The organism is Vibrio sp. (genome assembly GCF_050299255.1).
Lineage (GTDB): Bacteria > Pseudomonadota > Gammaproteobacteria > Enterobacterales > Vibrionaceae > Vibrio.
Genome location: NZ_JBNKVP010000044.1, coordinates 1 through 17,329, shown reverse-complemented (window position 1 = coordinate 17,329; position 17,329 = coordinate 1). Strand labels below are relative to the sequence as shown.

Sequence of the window (17,329 nt, the reverse complement as noted above, 5' to 3'; positions counted from 1 at the left end):
GGCTGCTGCATGATGGTTTCAACGGATAACAATGAGTAATGATATAGAAATCAATAATCTGGTTCTGATCTCATCTTCAGGCAAGCTTTCGATCAAACAGTGGCATTTGCAACCACAACAGCACTGGGCGATTTTTGCCGCCCACAGCCATTGCGTTTCATCTCTGGTGCAGCTGTTCAGTGGTGAGCGGCTGCCGGATCAAGGTGAGATTCTACACCGGCCGGAACGGGTCGCCTGCGTATCGCTGTCGATGCAGCAACAGCTGCTGGAGCAGGAGCTGGCTAAAGATGATACCGACTTTCTCGATCGGATCGATTATGGCTCAAGCGTCGAGCAACTGGTGCTGGATGCCGGTTGCCCTGCCGCGCAGTTAGAGAACTTACTGGCTGACTGCGATCTGCTTTCTCTCAGGCAACGGCCATTCCGCCAGCTTTCTACCGGTGAGAGTCGCCGGCTGATGCTGGCCAGGGCGCTGGCACAACAGCCGCAGATGCTGATCCTGGATGAACCCTATTCAGGATTGGATGTGGCGCACCGGCAGAGTCTGTCGCAACTGCTCGAGCGGTTGTCGGCGACAATTCAGCTGGTGGTGATCACTTCCCGCGATGATGAATTACCCGCCTGCATCAGCCATGTGGCCCTGTTTGATCAGCACTCGCTGGCGCAGACGCTCAGCCGTCAGCAGTGGCATCAGCATCCGGTAATGCAGCAGTTACAGGCGTTATCAGAGCAGAAAAGCCACGCTATGCTGGCACTGCTCGAGCAGTACCATACTGACCAGCAGTGGCCCGATCCCTTGCTGCAGCTGAACCAGGTCAAAGTGGAATACACCGATGGCCTGATCTTTGAGCAGGTCGACTGGCAGGTGAGAGTGGGTCAGCAGTGGCAGATCCGCGGCCCGAATGGCTGTGGCAAAAGTACCTTGCTGGGGCTGATCATGGGTGACCATCCCCAGTGTTACTGCAATGACATTCAGGTGCTGGGGATGAAACGTGGCAGCGGTGAAACCATCTGGGACATCAAACAGCGGATAGGCATTGTCTCGTCGGCGCTGCACCTGCAGTACCGGGTCGGCTGCAGCGCACTGGAAGTGATCCTGTCCGGCTTTTTCGACTCGATAGGTCTGTACGAGCAGCCCAGCCAGCGGCAGATCGCTCAGGCGAAAGCCTGGCTGGCCGTGCTGGAAATGAGCGAGCTGGCCAAAGTCAGTTTCCGCAGCCTTGATTATGGTCAGCAGCGTTTACTGCTGATCGCCCGGGCTCTGATCAAACAACCGGCACTGCTGATCCTGGATGAGCCCTACCAGGGGCTGGACTATCTTAGCCGTAAGCTGGTGTTTGCGGTGCTGGAAAACATTGCCCAATCCGGCTTGAGTCAGTTGCTGTATGTGACCCATCACCAGGAAGACAGCCTGAGCGCGATTGACCACTTTGTCGACTTTGTGCCGGCAGAGCGTGGTTACTGGGTGGAGATCAGCCAGTCTTAACCGGCGCCAGCTAGCAAAAAGGGTTTGCTGAGCAAACCCTTTTTCAGTCATTCAATGATAGTGGCGGTTATAGGATGATATCGCGCACTTCCGGATCTTTACGTTCCAGGTAGTGGGTCGATTTAATCCGGCGGATGGTCCGGCAGCGGCCACGGATCAGCAGGGTTTCGGTGGTGGCAATGTTGCCGTTGCGGCTGATGCCTTCCAGCAGGTCACCTTTGGTGATACCGGTGGCGGAGAAAATCACGTTGTCGCTGCGCGCCATGTCTTCCATCTTCAGTACGACGCCGGCTTCGACACCCATCTCACTGCAGCGTTTGAGTTCAGCCGCACCGTAGATGCGGTTCTCTTCGTTGTCGCCTTTCACTTCGTGGCGAGGCAGCAGGCGGCCATGCATATCACCATCCAGAGCGCGGATCACGGCAGCCGACACCACGCCTTCCGGCGCACCGCCAATGCAGTACATCACATCCACTTCGCTGTCCGGCATGCAGGTCAGGATTGAGGCGGCTACGTCGCCATCCGGCACGGCAAATACGCGTACGCCCATCGCCTGCATTTCGGCGATCACTTTGTCATGGCGCGGTTTGGCCAGCGTGATCACCACCAGGGTATCCAGGCTCTTGTTCAGCGCGGTGGCGATATTTTGCAGGTTTTCGGCCAGCGGCTTATTCAGGTCGATGCAGCCTTTCGCACCGGGGCCGACCACCAGTTTTTCCATGTACATATCCGGCGCTTTCAGGAAGCTGCCTTTTTCACCGGCTGCCAGTACCGCCAGGGCATTCGACTGGCCCATCGCGGTCATACGGGTGCCTTCGATTGGGTCGACCGCGATATCCACCGCATCGCCACCCAGACCGACTTGCTCCCCGATGTAGAGCATCGGTGCATCATCAATCTCACCTTCGCCAATGACGATCTCACCCTGAATGTCGGTTTTATTCAGCAAGCTGCGCATGACTTCTACCGCTGCGCCGTCCGCCGCGTTTTTATCGCCGCGTCCTAACCATTTATAGCCTGCCAGGGCAGCACCTTCAGTAACCCGGGAGAATGCCATTGCCAAATCGCGTTTCATGATGACTCCAAATCAGAACAAAGGATGAAAAAACGGCAGGATTCTATCACATCGCCGGGGAAACGTTTGCTTTTTTGGCCAAACGCTTGCGTTTGAGCAAGGATTTGCGCCGCTCGAGGGCATGGTTTCGGCGGCTTGGCCGGCAGAAAGTAAAGCCCAGGTAAAAATGCGTGGAAAATTTGACCGAATGAGACAATTTTCCAAGATAGCGCGTGTTTATCAACGGCGGGCTGAGTAGAATGGAACCACGAGGACCACTCAACAGAGTAACTAAAAAGGTAGGCCAAGATGTCTTTTGAAGTCTTAGAACAATTAGAAGCAAAAATTCAAACTGCAGTCGATACTATCGCTCTGCTGCAAATGGAAGTGGAAGAGCTGAAAGAAGAGAAACTGCAGCTGGTCCAGCAGGCCGAAGAGCTGCGCGCTGGTCGTGCCGAGCTGGAGCAGAAAACTGCCCAAATCCAGCAGGAGCAGGCGGCGTGGCAAGAGCGAATTCGTAACTTGCTGGGTAAGATGGAAGAAGTGGAGTAATTCCGCCTCCATTGTTCCTGCACTACAACTGACAAGGCCAACGATCACTCGTTGGCCTTGTTGGTTTTATACTTTGAACGGGTTGCCGTCTTATCGAGCCGGACGTACGCCTAGGGTATGGCATAGCGCGTAGGTCATTTCGGCGCGGTTAAGGGTGTAGAAATGGAAGTCCTTTACGCCTTCGCGGCTCAGTACCCTTACCATGTCGATGGCTTGGCTGGCTCCTACTAACTGGCGCGTGATCGGGTCATCGTCCAGCCCTTCAAACTGTCTTGCCATCCAGCCCGGTACCTTAACGTTATTCTGCGCGGCAAAACGGGCCGCTTGTTTAAAGTTCGATACCGGTAGAATGCCTGGTACGATTTCCACGTCGATACCGGCCGCGACGCAGCGGTCGCGAAAGCGCAGGTAGCATTCGACATCAAAAAAGAACTGGGTGATGGCACGGTTGGCACCCGCATCCACTTTACGTTTCAGGTTAAGCAGGTCTGACTGGGCGCTTTTTGCTTCCGGGTGTACTTCCGGGAACGCAGCGACAGAGATATCGAAATCGTGCTGGGCTTTCAGCAGCTCGACCAGATCCGAGGCGTACATTTCTGGTTTGCCACCACCCGGTGGAATATCGCCACGTAGGGCAACGATGTTTTTAATGCCGTTTTGCCAGTAGTCGTCAGCAATCTGGATCAGCTCATCACGACTGGCGTCGATACAGGTCAGGTGCGGCGCCGCTACCAGGCCGGTCTGATCTTTGATCTCTTTGATGATGGAGTGGGTGCGGTCACGCTCACCGGAATTGGCACCGTAGGTAACAGAGACGAATTTCGGCTGCAGGGTTTTTAACCGGTGTACGGAATTCCACAGCGTTTCTTCCATCTTCTCGTTGCTCGGCGGAAAAAATTCAAACGACACATTGATGTTGTCTGACAGTTCAGCAATATTCTGATTTAACGCGTCGATATGGCCTGCGTGAGTGTATCCCATCTGTTCTCTCCCTACCCCAAAAGTGCTTCAATGCAAAATTTACGTTTAGACGTCTATATGTCCAAAGAATGAATTGAATACGATTTAATGTCAACACTGTGATTATGAATTTTTCTCATGTACACGTTGAGCGGTTTTCAACTTGAATGCTGAGTTGGCCGGGTGACCAAGGTTGGCCAAGATGGCGCATAGACGCGACATTAAATTTGAGCTTAGCACAGGGGCGAAGCGGGGATAGGGGGCAGAGGTAAGAGCGGCCCGGCAGCTTGACGCGCCGGGCCGGTGAGCAGGACTATAACAGGCCGGCTAAGCGGTTCAGGTCAGACTGAATAGCACCGGCGGTGACGGCCCGGCCGGCACCAGGGCCACGGATCACCAGCGGGTTATCTTTGTACCAGCGGCTTTCAATGGCAAAGATGTTGTCGCAGGGCAGCAGGTTAGCCAGAGCGTGTTCGCGATTGAGCGCTTCCACGCCGACACTGGCCTGCCCATTTTTCTCCAGCCGGGCCACATAACGCAGCACTTTATCTTCACGCTGGGCTTTATTGAGCCGTTCAGCCAGACGCTCGCTCAGCAGCTGGGCGTTATCAAGGAAGTCATCCAGCGACAATGTCGCCAGTTCATCCGGCACCAGCGATTCCACATTCACCTGCTCCGGTTCCAGCGGCAGGCCGGATTCTCGCGCCAGGATCACCAGCTTACGCATCACATCGGAGCCATCCAGGTCATTGCGCGGATCGGGTTCAGTCAGGCCCTGCTGCCAGGCGAGGTCCACCAGTTCGGCAAACGGCACGCTGCCATCGTATTGCTGGAACAGCCAGGACAGAGTCCCGGAAAATATCCCGGATACCGCCACGATCTCATCGCCACTTTCGCGCAGATCGCGCACCGTGTGGTTGATCGGTAAGCCAGCGCCGACGGTGGCATTATACAGCCAGTGGCGATTGATCTTGGCAAACGCATCCTGTACCTGGTGGTAATAGTCGCTGCTGGCGGAACCGGCGACTTTATTGGCCGAGATCAGGTGCATGCCCTGTTCAGCCAATTGTACGTAGCGCTCGGCTAACTGCTGGCTGGCGGTGACATCGAGCACGATCAGTTCATCATAGCCTTGCAGAGTGCTAAGACGGGCGATCCACTCGGCGTCCTGATAGGCACAGGCTTCGTCATCAAATTTTTCGCTGACATCAGCCGGATTGATACCCTCCTGGTTTATCCAGCAGGTCTGGCTATCGATAATGGCCACCAGTTCGAAACTGATACCGTGGCGTTTTTCCAGTTCACTTTTCTGCTCGGCAAACAGTTCCAGCCAACTGGCGCCGATGTTGCCTTTACCGCACAAGGCTAAGGCCACCCGTTTTTGTGTCTGGAACAGCTGGCTGTGAATACCCTGCACCACAGGCTCGGTCTCGGTATGACGCAACACCGCCACCAGGCTCAGGCCTGAATCGGACTCGGCGATAAATTCGACCGGTAGGGATTTCAGCTGCTGGTAAAAACCGTAGTTGTGATTGGCGTTGTTGGTTACGCCGGAGCCGACTGCGGCCACCAGATCATAACCTTCCTGCAGTTTGATTTCGGCATCGATGGCAGCATCTTGCAAAAACTCCAGCGCACCACCGACAATTTCGCCGGTGTAAGCCAGTCGCAGGCAATGTTGGTCGGGCTGAGATTCGTAAGCCAGTGGTTCCAGTTGGGCGCGCTTGAGCGCTTCCAGCACTTCCAGTTTTAAACGCTCAAACAGGTGGCCGGGGTCGAAGCGCAGTTGGATCAACAGCACATCGTCCAGTGAGCTGATAATTTTTGCTCCGCGACCGGACGCCAGTACCCGTTCAATCTTGGTCGAGCCGGATTCGGGCTGATAGCTGCAGCGCAGGTGCAGCTCCATGCTGCTTTGCGCTACCGGTTGTAAGGTGCGGCTGTGCAGCACTGGTGCCGCCAGCCTGGCCAGTTCACTGGCTTCATCCAGGCGCAGCAGCGGCAGTAAGCAGGCATCACTGACAATACGTGGGTCGGCGCTGTATACCCCGGCGACGTCACTCCAAATGGTGACTTTACTCACTTCGGCCAGTGCACCGATCATGGTGGCAGAATAGTCCGAACCGTTGCGTCCCAGCAGCACGGTGTCGCCTTCGCCATTGCGCGCCATAAATCCGGTGATGATCACCCGGCAGTGGCTATGCTGGGCCAGCACTTCTTTGACCAGCGGATAGGAAGCGCCGCGGTCCACTTCCGGTTGGGTGCCGGTTTCGGCCCTCAGGAAAGCGCGGGCATCTTGTGCCACGGCATCCTGGCCTTGTTGGTTGAGCAGCGCTGCCAATAGCCGGGCAGACCACACTTCCCCGTGGCCAAGCACAGCTGCACGCTGGGCGGTGGTTAATGGTGCCACTAATTCACCCAGGGTGGAAAATTCATCGCTGAGCTGCGCCAGCAGGGTGGCCTGGTTGTCCGGAGACAGCAGCGTTTCGATCAGCTGGATCTGGAACTGACGCAGGCTTTGCAGCGCTTCGTGGGCCAGGCGGCCATCGTGGCTTAATGCATCGACGAACTCCAGCAGCCGGTTGGTGGTTTTACCTGCCGCCGAGACCACCACCAGGTCGGTGGCATCGGAATAGTCTTTAATAATCGACGCTACGCGTAAAAAGCAGTCTGGATCGGCGAGACTGCTGCCGCCAAATTTATGCAGTTGACGCACCGGGCTCATTTAGTTGGCCTCCGTAACGTGACGAAATGCTTGTGCCAGGTCGTCAATCAGATCTTCGGCATCTTCCAGGCCAACGGACAGACGTAACAGCAGCTGGGAGACGCCCGCTTCGGCCAACGCCTGCTCACCCATGGCGCGGTGGGTCATGCTGGCGGGATGGCAAATCAGGCTTTCAACCCCGCCAAGCGATTCTGCCAGTGAGAACAGTTGCAGCTGACCGACAAAAGCTTTCAGCTGGTCAAAGCTGCCGGCAAACTCAAAGCTGAGCATAGAGCCAAACCCGGATTGCTGACGCTTGGCGATCTCGTGCCCAGGGTGCTGTGGCAGGCTAGGGTGGTAAATGGTGCCAACCAGTGGCTGGGACTGAAGATACTGCAGGATCCGCTGTGAGCTTTCTTCATGAACCCGCATCCGCGCGCCCAGCGTCCGAATGCCGCGCAGGGTCATGTAGCTGTCAAACGGGGTGCCGGTCGCACCGATGCAGTTGCCCCACCAGGCCAGCTGTTCGGCATGCTCGGCCGTTTTACAGATCACCACCCCGCCAATCACATCAGAATGGCCGTTGATGTATTTAGTCGTGGAATGAACCACGAAGTCGGCGCCCAGCTCCAGAGGCTTTTGGAACACTGGTGTCAAAAAAGTATTATCGACAGCGACCAAAGCCCCGACCTGCTTAGCCTGCTGGCAGACGGCGGCAATATCCACCACCCGTACCAGCGGGTTAGACGGTGTTTCCAGCAGGATCAGTTTTGGCTTCTGTGCCAGCGCCGCGGCCAGCGCCTGCTGGTCAGACTGGTCGACAAACAGCACCTTAAAATCGCCTTTTTGCGAACGGGTATTGAACAAGCGATAGGTACCGCCGTAGCAGTCGTGCGGAGCGATGATCAGATCGTCCGGTCCGATAAATGCCGATACCCATAAATTGAGTGCCGACGTCCCGCAGTTGGTGACCACGGCACCCTGGCCCGATTCCAGCTCGGACAACGCTTGTTCCAGCAAGCCGCGGTTCGGGTTACCGGAGCGGGTATAGTCGTATTTGGGCACTTCGCCAAAAGCGGGAAAACCGTAGTTAGTGGATAAATAGATCGGCGGAACTACGGCGTGGTGTTGAGTGTCAGATTCAATACCGGTTCTTACCGCAATCGTGGCTGGTTTACGGGTGCTCATAACGGTTTCCTTATCGGGGAGATGACTTGTCGATGGAAATAGGCTATACCGGATAGGTATCCGCCCTCGCTCGATTCCATATCAGATACGCAACACTTTACTGATTGAAAATGAAGACGTCAACACTTCTAGACGTCTATATGTCTTTGCTTATAGCCGCGAATCCGGCTAAAATTGCTAGCTTGAATGTCTAACTTCCCAAAATGATTACGAAGGTGTGCAATGGCAGATTGGAATGGCGAATATATAAGCCCTTATGCAGAGCATGGAAAGAAGAGTGAGCAGGTTAAAAAAATCACGGTTTCCATTCCGCTGAAAGTACTGAAAGTACTAACCGATGAGCGTACCCGTCGTCAAATCAATAACCTGCGCCACGCGACCAACAGTGAACTGTTGTGTGAAGCGTTTTTGCATGCTTATACAGGCCAGCCGTTACCGACCGATGAAGATTTGCGTAAAGATCGCCCGGATGATATTCCGACCGAAGCCAAATCGATCATGACGGCGATGGGCATTGAATTTGAAGCCTACGACGAAGAGTAAGCTTGTCTGCAGAGGCCATGTTCCTCAGAGGCAGCAAAAGTAAAAAAGGCAGCCATTGGCTGCCTTTTCTGTATGCGGGAACAGTGAGATCACTGTGCCATGTAATTTTCCGGCATCTCAATGCGCGCCACACCAGATTCGACGGCCGCTTCGGCCACCGCCCGGGCAACGCGTGGTAGCAGGCGTGGGTCCATTGGCTTAGGAATGATGTAGTCTGAACCGAACTCCAGTTTTTCAGCGCCGGCCGCGGCCAGAACTTCGGCCGGAACCGGCTCTTTAGCCAGCTGGCGAATCGCATCCACGGCGGCCAGTTTCATCTCATCGTTGATCTCGCTGGCACGAACGTCCAGGGCGCCGCGGAAAATGAACGGGAAGCAGAGCACGTTATTAACCTGGTTTGGATAGTCGGAACGGCCGGTACCCATGATCAGATCGTCGCGTACCTCATGGGCCAGTTCCGGTTTGATTTCCGGATCCGGGTTCGAGCAGGCAAACACCACTGGCTTATCCGCCATCAGCTTCAGCGCTTCCGGTGGCAGCAGGTTCGGACCTGACACGCCAAGGAACAGGTCGGCGCCTTCGATGACATCTTCCAGGGTGCGTTTGTCGGTGTTGTTGGCAAACAGCTGCTTGTATTCATTGAGGTCGTCACGGCGGGTGTGGATCACGCCTTTACGGTCCAGCATGTAGATTTTCTCGCGCATTGCGCCGCACTTGATCAGTAACTCCATGCAGGCCACCGCGGCGGCACCGGCACCGAGACAGACGATAGTCGCTTCCTGTAGATCTTTGCCTTGCAGCTCAATGGCGTTCAGCATGCCGGCAGCCGTGACGATGGCAGTACCGTGCTGGTCATCGTGGAATACCGGCACATCGCAACGTTCAATCAGGCGACGTTCAATCTCAAAACAGTCCGGCGCTTTGATGTCTTCCAGGTTGATACCGCCGAACGTATCGGCAATGTTGGCCACCGTATCGACGAATTCATCGATGGTGCGGTGTTTCACTTCGATATCAATCGAATCTAATCCGGCAAAGCGTTTGAACAGCAGCGCTTTACCTTCCATAACTGGTTTGGAGGCCATCGGCCCCAGGTTGCCAAGACCCAGAATCGCAGTACCGTTGGAGATCACCGCCACCATATTGCCTTTAGCGGTGTATTTATAAATGTTATCTGGATTCTGTGCGATCTCGCGGACGGGCTCGGCTACGCCCGGGCTGTAAGCCAGGGCCAGATCTTCTGCGGAGTTGGCAGGTTTAGTAAGTTCAACCGAAATTTTGCCTGCGGTAGGTAGGGCATGATAATCCAGGGCTTGCTGGCGTAATTTTTCTTCTGGTGTCATTTCTGGCTGCGGGTCAACTGACATAGGTGTAGGGTCCGATAGAAAGTTTGCTTAAAAGGGGAAATTTATTGTAAATCAAGCGCGTCAACCTGCATAGTTAGGAATGCGACGTAGCGCAGCAAAATAAGACAAATCACTACTGATAAGACCAGAGCAGTGCGGTTCGGCGCGGGGGGACAGTCTGGCTGGCAGATCCTAGTGCAGGATTAGTTAATAACAGTATATCGTACCAATGTTAAAAAGAAATTTGGGATGAAATGGATGCTAAGCGGGGCGACAGATTGCAGCTTAGCGGGGCCCGGGTCGCAAATCAGCTCAAGAGCCAGAACGGTGGGGGAGCGGTAGCCGAAGGTGGAAAAACAAAAAAGGACGCCGTAGCGTCCTTTTTCAATCTCGATTCTTAAGGGTAACTTAGTTCTTACCGCTTGAAAGAGCACCGAAACGTTTGTTGAAGCGATCAACACGGCCGCCGGTATCTACGATACGTTGCTTACCAGTGTAGAATGGGTGACATTTGTCACATACGTCCAGGTGGATAGACTCTTTAGCAAGAGTAGAGTTGAACTCAAAAGAGTTGCCGCAAGAGCAAGTCGCTTGAACTGCTTTGTATTCTGGGTGGATACCAGTTTTCATGGGATAACCTCAATAATGGGCCGTGTCGCTATCCGATTCTAAGCCGGACACCACACGCAGTTAGTAATAATGTTGTTGTAGCGATACCGCTATCAGATACCTGATGAGCCATATCACTAAGGCGCCGTATAGTAATGAATCCCTGGCGTGGGATCAAGCCATTTGCTAGTTATTTCACCACTTTTTTCTGCCTGAATCGCTTCCATGCCACTATTGCAATCCAGTAGACTGTAGCCTTTATTGGTTTCCCCTGCCTGATGGTGACTATGTCTCATGTAATCGCTCGTGTTGCCCTGCCTGTTCCACTCGACAAGCAGTTCGACTATCTGATCCCGCAAGGGCTGACTCCGGTGGTTGGCGGTCGGGTGAAGGTGCCGTTTGGCCGTCAACGGCTGATCGGCGTGGTCACTGAACTGAGCGATCATTCTGATTTTTCTCAGCAGCAGTTAAAAGCTATCGATGAGGTGATCGATTCCACGCCGCTGTGGCCGAAAAAACTGTACGCGCTGCTGCGCTGGTGCAGTCAGTATTACCAGTACCCGCTCGGCGATACGTTGGCCAATGCCATGCCCGGTGCGCTGCGCAAAGGCAAACCGGCGACACTGGAAGCGCAGCGTCAGTGGCAACTGACCGCAGCCGGTCGGGACCAGATCATGGCCGGTTTTGGCCGGGCAGTGAAACAGGCCAAAGTGATGCACCTGCTGGCGGATGGGCCGGCCGATCATCAACAATTTGTCGATCTGGAGATTGCCAGCTCTGTACTGAATACTCTGCAGCAAAAAGGCTGGATCGAACAGTATCAACCGCCGTTACCCCCGGGAGGCTGGTCGACGCCGGTAGAAATGGAAGTCGACAAACCCAAGCTGAATCAGGAACAGGCGATTGCCATTGCGGCAGTTAATAGTCAGCCCGGTTATGGCTGCTATCTGCTGGAAGGGGTTACCGGCTCGGGGAAAACCGAAGTCTATCTGAATTTGCTCACCCCGGTATTGGAGCAGGGCAAACAAGCGTTGGTGCTGGTGCCGGAAATTGGCCTGACGCCGCAAACCATCAACCGTTTTCGCCAGCGGTTTAACGTACCGGTGTGTGTGATTCACTCGGGGCTAAACGACAGTGAGCGCTTACAGGCCTGGTTGTCTGCCCGGGACAAACGCGCGGGCATCATTATCGGTACCCGTTCGGCTCTGCTGACGCCGTTTGCTGAGCTCGGCATTATTATCGTCGATGAAGAACACGATTCCTCTTATAAACAGCAGGATAGCCTGCGCTACCACGCTCGTGATGTGGCGGTGATGCGTGCCAGCCAGGAGCAGGTGCCTATCGTGCTGGGCTCGGCCACGCCAGCGCTGGAGACATTACACAATGCACTGTCGGGAAAATATCACCATCTGCAGTTAACTCAGCGGGCCGGACAGGCGCTGCCGACCAAGAACCACGTGCTGGATATGAAAGGGCTCTATCTGGAAGCCGGGTTGTCTGCGCCGCTGATCGCCCAGATGCGTCGCCATTTGCAGGCGGGCAACCAGGTGATGCTGTTTCTTAACCGGCGCGGATTTTCACCGGCGATGATGTGTCATGAGTGCGGCTGGATTGCGGAGTGCCGGCGTTGTGATGCTTACTACACTTATCACCAGGCCAGTAATGAGATCCGCTGTCACCATTGCGGCTCACAGCAACCTGTGGTTCACCAGTGTCAGGGATGCGGTTCAACCCAGCTGGTCACGGTGGGGGTGGGCACGGAACAGCTGGAAAACCAGCTGGCGCAGTTGTTTCCTGAATATCAAACCGTGCGCATCGATCGTGACAGTACCCGGCGTAAAGGCAGCCTGGAATCCGCTCTGGAGGCAGTCCGGCGGGGAGAGTACCAAATACTGATCGGCACCCAGATGCTGGCCAAAGGACATCATTTCCCGGACGTGACTCTTGTGGCGTTGCTGGATGTCGACGGGTCGCTCTACAGCAGTGATTTTCGCGCGTCAGAACGGCTGGCGCAGTTGTTTATTCAGGTGGCCGGACGGGCAGGACGGGCCAGCAAACCCGGAGAGGTAGTACTGCAAACCCACCATCCTGAACACAGCCTGTTACAGGCGCTGCTGCAGAAAGACTACCGGACCTTTGCCGAAGCGGCGCTGCAGGAACGTAAACTGGCCAGGTTACCGCCGTTCAGTTACCTGACCCTGCTACGGGCTGAAGCGAATGACTCCGCTGTCGTAGAAGAATTTCTGCGCCAGGTGCGCCATACGCTGGAAAGTCACCCACTGTTTGATCAGCAGTGCCAGATCCTTGGACCGACACCGGCCCCGATGGCGCGCAGAGCCGGTAAATATCGCTGGCAATTATTGCTGCAGACGGATTCTCGCCCGCTGATGCAAAAATGGCTCGCCAGCGCCAAACCGGTCATTCAACTGTTACCTCTCGCCAGTAAAGTACGCTGGGGACTGGATATTGAGCCGCAGGATTTAAGTTAATCCGTCCCGCGTGATCCATTTGTGCCGTCACAGGGTGTCGTCACGGCACAAAGCTCGTCCAACTGACGAGCTGGTTTCCATGATTTTTCATACAAATGTGATACCCGTCACCCACAGTGTTTAGGAACTGTTAATTGCCACGTAACAATCTGTTTCGAAATGAATAAAATATAGAGGCTGGCATACCGGGAACGACATGCTGTAAGCCAGCAAAGAGACAGGACAAATAAGAATGAACTTAAGTTCATCAACTCATTTTTAGGATCGACACCAAAGCAGTTATCTAGTGAGATCCAGGTGAAGGAATAGTAAGAGGTAAATGAAATATGGCGACAATGAAGGATGTTGCCCAGCTCGCGGGTGTTTCAACGGCGACAGTGTCTCGCGCCTTGATGAACCCAGAGAAGGTCTCCTCTTCGACTCGTAAACGAGTGGAAGATGCCGTGCTGGAAGCCGGGTATTCACCCAACTCGCTCGCGCGCAACTTACGCCGCAACGAGTCCAAAACGATCGTGGCGATCATACCGGATATCTGCGATCCGTACTTTTCGGAAATTATTCGTGGTATCGAAGATGCCGCGCTGGAACATGGTTATCTGGTGTTACTGGGTGACAGCAGCCAGCAGAAAAAACGTGAAGCGTCGTTTGTTAATTTGGTGTTTACCAAGCAAGCCGATGGTATGTTGCTGCTCGGAGCGGATTTGCCGTTTGATGTCAGCAAACCAGAGCAGAAAAACCTGCCGCCTATGGTGATGGCGTGCGAATTTGCGCCGGAACTGGAACTGCCGACCGTTCATATTGATAATTTGACTTCGGCGTTTGAAGCGGTGAACTACCTCACTCAGCTCGGTCATAAAAAAATTGCTCAGATCTCCGGACCGCAGTCAGCGGTGTTGTGTCAATTCCGCCAGCAAGGGTATCAGCAAGCGCTGCGTCGGGCGGGTATTAGCATGAATCCGACCTATTGTGCTTACGGGGACTTTAGTTTTGAGTCCGGCGCCAAAGCGGTCAAAGCTTTGTTGTCGTTACCTGAGCCACCAACAGCCATATTCTGTCACAACGACATCATGGCCATCGGTGCCATCCAGGAAGCGAAAAAGCTGGGTATGCGGGTACCACAAGATCTTTCCTTAGTGGGCTTCGATGATATCCAGTTTGCCCAGTATTGCGATCCACCACTGACCACGATTTCTCAACCGCGTTATGAAATCGGCCGTCAGGCTATGCTGATGATGCTGGAGTTATTGCGGGGTCAGGATGTTCGTGCCGGCTCCCGGTTACTGGATACCCAACTGGTGGTGCGCGCCAGTGCCGCGCCACCGCGCTCAATATAACCTTCTGATTTATACTCCGATTGTGACAGGCTGCGTAACTCGTTACCCGGCCTGTCCACGAAACTGTTTTCTTCCCCTGTTCTGCATTACTATGTGAACAAATTTATCCTATCCGATGTTGTGTTGTGGCAAGTAAAGATTATGTAAGACGCGGCCGAGGCAATGGCAGTGGCAAGAGTAACCGACCCGTAAAAAAACGTGCAGCCAAACGTAAACCCTGGCGGGCGATAGTACTGGCGGTGATCCTGTTACCGGCATTTGGCTACGGTTTGTATTGGCTCAGCAACGAACCTGAACCGCCTCAACCCACACCGACGCCAGTGAGTAAGCCGAAGCCGAAACCAGTCGCGAAAAGTAAGTCAACGTTACCGCCGCCACCGGAAGAGAAGTGGGATTACGTGCAGACGTTGCCAAAACGCGAGGTTGAGGTGACTGCGAAAGAACAGGTTGTGTCTGAAATCCCTTACATCATGCAGTGCGGTGCTTACAAAACTCTGAGCCAGGCCGAGAATCGTAAGCTGGATATCGCGTTTCAGGGCATAAAAAGTAAGATCCGCAAAAAAGAAGGCAGCAGTTGGTACCGGGTGGTGCTTGGCCCTTATACTTTCAAGCGCGAGGCCGAACGAGATAAGCATAAGCTGCAGCGCGCCAAAATAGAGCCTTGTGCCATCTGGAAAGAGACGCAATAAGCTTACTGTCAGCCAACTCTTGAATCGTTATTAGCCACAGGGTCAACGCCTAAGGAGCAACGCGTTGACATCGTGGCCAGCAGAGAGTTCGGTCATTTTGGGCTGGGGTGCGCTTATTAGCGATAAACCGGCATATATTCGTAGCACTCCAGGCCCAAATCAGTCAGGTAGACATGGTTACCTTCCCATTCAATGAATCCGAGTTGAGACATTTCACCTAATAGGTTTGGCAGTGACCGGTCCAGTAATCGGTGAAAGTTGTCGCCTAACTGGTTGATGGCACAACCACCGGCTCTCTGATGCATCAAATGGTGCAAAATCGTTAGTTTGTCTTTATCTAGTGATGGGGTGTAGGTATTCAGGTTATTGGTTTGCATAGTGTTGTTCCTATTATAATGTACAGCTCCTTAGTGCCAGTCATTTTAAATAAACCCTTCTGAATAAATGTTAGAGCAATCACACTGCGATATTGTTAAAAAATATAAAGATATTAATTGAGCAATTTTATGTGCAATCGCTTGTTCTTTATCGTGTTTTTTATTTTTAAAAAATAATATAAATGCATTTTTCATATCGATGTTTTTATATTAATTTTGTCTTTTATTCCTACCGTTATTGCTATTATAAACACGATGATTTTAACAAGGGATAATTGCAGTGGAACTTATATGAATTAAGATTAATGAAGACGAGTTTAATAACGAAGTAGATAACATCAATATATGCTTTTATTGATGTTATCGTTTGTTTTTTATCAGTTGGATTTAGCTATTAAGTATATTTGTGAGCTGTAACAACCAATAATTTTAAGAGTGTGAGAGGAGTGACTTAAGTTTATTCAAATGAACAAAAATTGATGATGAAATGGACGAATTTTTGTATGTCAGCACAATGAAAGCAACCCGGATTCGCCACATAATGAAGCCTCGATACCGTACGTGAAACATATAAAAATGAAGGGGCTTCAAAGATGAAAGGATTGACCAAGTTGATGATTTGCGGTGCAGCAGCTGCGACTGTGACGATGTCGGGCGCTGTAATGGCAAAAGATGCGTTTAAAGACGTAACTATCATCGCTCAGCAACCGGGAACCAGTTTTTATTCCTACGCAACGACCATCTCCCAGCTGCTAAAGGAAGATTTTCCAGCGGGCAGCAGCACCAAAATCGTCCCGCGCGGCGGCTCGGTTTCTAACCCGACGTTGCTCAATGCGGGCAAAGGCGATTTTGCTTTTACTCTGTCTTACACGGCCAAGCTTGCTTATGACGGGGATGAAGTCGTCTACACAGGCCGCGGTCCACACAGTGATATTGCTGCCGTCACCGGTGGCATGAACTACACCTACACCTATATTCTGGCTCGTCGTGATTTTGTTGAACGCACCGGGGCGAAGAGCCTGGAAGACATGCTGAAGATGGATGAGCTACCGCGTTTCGCTATGAAACCTCAGGGCCCTATCGTACTTCCTATTGCGGACGTGATCCTATCTCCATATAACTACGATCTGAACAAGTTACGTAGCGCGGGCAAATTGATTCAGGGTCAACCTTCACAGATCAGCGAAATGCTGCGTGACAAGCGTGCTGATGTCTATTTTGAAGTCGCGGCAGTGAACCATCCTGGCCTGACCGAAGTTACCCTGACCAACGACATGGTGTTCCTGCCAATCTCAGACAATGCCAAAGATAAACTGATTGCTAACGGTATGGTCGATATTGACCTGCCACGCGATACCTATCGTGGTATGGACAGCGATTACCATACTGTTGCCACCGGCCTGGTGATTCTGGCAAACAAAAACACGTCAGAAGACGTGGTGTATGAGTTCACTAAGTCTATTGTGGAAAATAATGAGCGTCTGAAGGGTGAAAACAAATCTCTGGCTACTTGGGAGCCAAAAGACTCAGTTAACCTAAAATATACCGCTGTACCACTTCATCCAGGTGCTGCCAAATTCTATAAAGAAAAAGGCTGGATGTAATTCTCGTTAATTAACACAATCCTCATTTCGAACATCGGGTTGACATTTACAACGGTGACCTGATGTTCGAATAGGGCAAGGTAGTACCCTATGAATAATGAAATTATAAATAAACTAAGGCAATGGATCGCGGTCATTACCAGCCTGTTCTATGTATTTGTTTTAGTTAAACAGTTTTTTATTCCCGAAGCACCAATGGTCACCATTCCGTTTCATGTATTTATTACTATGGGATTGGCGTTTCTATTTGTGCCACTAAATATTCAGAATAAAGAAAGTCTCTTTACTTTATTCTTTGATTTTGCTGCTTATATTTTTTGTATCTATCTCGCTTATTATTACTGGGAAAATGTCGATCGTAACCAGCTGCGTTTTCAGGGCATAGATCCAGTCT

15 protein-coding genes are annotated in these 17,329 nt (G+C 52.7%); 8 read left to right on the top strand and 7 right to left on the bottom strand.

What is annotated here, in order from left to right; translation table 11 throughout:
- Positions 1 to 43 precede the first annotated feature (43 nt).
- The gene (modF, locus tag ACQY6F_RS12400; RefSeq protein ID WP_428774784.1) at positions 44 to 1,486 is read left to right on the top strand and encodes a molybdate ABC transporter ATP-binding protein ModF; all 1,443 of its coding nucleotides are present in this window, start codon (positions 44 to 46) and stop codon (positions 1,484 to 1,486) included.
- A gap of 67 nt (positions 1,487 to 1,553) precedes the next feature.
- On the opposite strand, the gene glpX is transcribed toward modF, so the two are convergent.
- Positions 1,554 to 2,561: a class II fructose-bisphosphatase gene (gene glpX / locus ACQY6F_RS12395; protein ID WP_428774766.1), complete on the bottom strand. Its 1,008-nt coding sequence runs from the start codon at positions 2,559 to 2,561 to the stop codon at positions 1,554 to 1,556.
- Positions 2,562 to 2,849: 288 nt separating this feature from the next.
- Here glpX and zapB point away from each other — a divergent pair, with 288 nt between their 5' ends.
- Entirely contained in the window at positions 2,850 to 3,092 is a 243-nt protein-coding gene (gene zapB, locus ACQY6F_RS12390) for a cell division protein ZapB (RefSeq protein WP_428774764.1), read from the top strand.
- A gap of 90 nt (positions 3,093 to 3,182) precedes the next feature.
- Here the strand turns inward: zapB and metF are convergent, their stop codons facing one another.
- The 3 genes from metF to ACQY6F_RS12375 all read right to left on the bottom strand — a co-directional run bounded on the left by metF (position 3,183) and on the right by ACQY6F_RS12375 (position 7,944).
- Positions 3,183 to 4,073 (bottom strand): methylenetetrahydrofolate reductase, encoded by an 891-nt coding sequence (metF, locus tag ACQY6F_RS12385; RefSeq protein WP_428774763.1) that lies wholly within the window; start codon positions 4,071 to 4,073, stop codon positions 3,183 to 3,185.
- Between the two features lie 292 nt (positions 4,074 to 4,365).
- Positions 4,366 to 6,777: a bifunctional aspartate kinase/homoserine dehydrogenase II gene (locus tag ACQY6F_RS12380; RefSeq protein WP_428774762.1), complete on the bottom strand. Its 2,412-nt coding sequence runs from the start codon at positions 6,775 to 6,777 to the stop codon at positions 4,366 to 4,368.
- Positions 6,778 to 7,944 carry an O-succinylhomoserine (thiol)-lyase gene (locus ACQY6F_RS12375; RefSeq protein WP_428774761.1) on the bottom strand — a complete coding sequence of 389 codons (1,167 nt, stop codon included), beginning with the start codon at positions 7,942 to 7,944 and terminating at the stop codon, positions 6,778 to 6,780.
- A gap of 222 nt (positions 7,945 to 8,166) precedes the next feature.
- Here ACQY6F_RS12375 and metJ point away from each other — a divergent pair, with 222 nt between their 5' ends.
- Positions 8,167 to 8,487 (top strand): met regulon transcriptional regulator MetJ, encoded by a 321-nt coding sequence (gene metJ, locus ACQY6F_RS12370; RefSeq protein WP_428774759.1) that lies wholly within the window; start codon positions 8,167 to 8,169, stop codon positions 8,485 to 8,487.
- 89 nt (positions 8,488 to 8,576) lie between these two features.
- Here metJ and ACQY6F_RS12365 read toward each other — a convergent pair whose 3' ends face one another.
- Complete coding sequence (locus ACQY6F_RS12365; protein WP_428774757.1) at positions 8,577 to 9,854, bottom strand: malic enzyme-like NAD(P)-binding protein; 1,278 nt, start codon at positions 9,852 to 9,854, stop codon at positions 8,577 to 8,579.
- Positions 9,855 to 10,241: 387 nt separating this feature from the next.
- A complete protein-coding gene (gene rpmE, locus ACQY6F_RS12360) occupies positions 10,242 to 10,463 on the bottom strand; it encodes a 50S ribosomal protein L31 (protein WP_428774755.1) in 222 nt (73 codons plus the stop codon).
- A gap of 266 nt (positions 10,464 to 10,729) precedes the next feature.
- On the opposite strand from rpmE, the gene priA reads away from it, so the two are divergent.
- The 3 genes from priA (at position 10,730) to ACQY6F_RS12345 (ending at position 14,954) form a co-directional block, all read left to right on the top strand.
- Positions 10,730 to 12,931, top strand: a complete 2,202-nt coding sequence (gene priA / locus ACQY6F_RS12355; RefSeq protein ID WP_428774754.1) for a primosomal protein N' — start codon at positions 10,730 to 10,732, stop codon at positions 12,929 to 12,931.
- A 326-nt stretch (positions 12,932 to 13,257) separates the two neighbouring features.
- The gene (gene cytR, locus ACQY6F_RS12350; protein ID WP_428774753.1) at positions 13,258 to 14,265 is read left to right on the top strand and encodes a DNA-binding transcriptional regulator CytR; all 1,008 of its coding nucleotides are present in this window, start codon (positions 13,258 to 13,260) and stop codon (positions 14,263 to 14,265) included.
- 125 nt (positions 14,266 to 14,390) lie between these two features.
- On the top strand, positions 14,391 to 14,954 hold the full coding sequence (locus ACQY6F_RS12345) for an SPOR domain-containing protein (RefSeq protein WP_428774752.1): 564 nt from the start codon (positions 14,391 to 14,393) through the stop codon (positions 14,952 to 14,954).
- Positions 14,955 to 15,070: 116 nt separating this feature from the next.
- On the opposite strand, the gene ACQY6F_RS12340 is transcribed toward ACQY6F_RS12345, so the two are convergent.
- Entirely contained in the window at positions 15,071 to 15,331 is a 261-nt protein-coding gene (locus ACQY6F_RS12340; protein ID WP_428774750.1) for a hypothetical protein, read from the bottom strand.
- 593 nt (positions 15,332 to 15,924) lie between these two features.
- Here ACQY6F_RS12340 and ACQY6F_RS12335 point away from each other — a divergent pair.
- Together ACQY6F_RS12335 and ACQY6F_RS12330 are read left to right on the top strand one after the other, a co-directional pair.
- Positions 15,925 to 16,935: a TAXI family TRAP transporter solute-binding subunit gene (locus tag ACQY6F_RS12335; RefSeq protein ID WP_428774749.1), complete on the top strand. Its 1,011-nt coding sequence runs from the start codon at positions 15,925 to 15,927 to the stop codon at positions 16,933 to 16,935.
- A 90-nt stretch (positions 16,936 to 17,025) separates the two neighbouring features.
- Positions 17,026 to 17,329: hypothetical protein (locus tag ACQY6F_RS12330; protein WP_428774748.1), on the top strand; the 304-nt coding region annotated here is incomplete at its 3' end.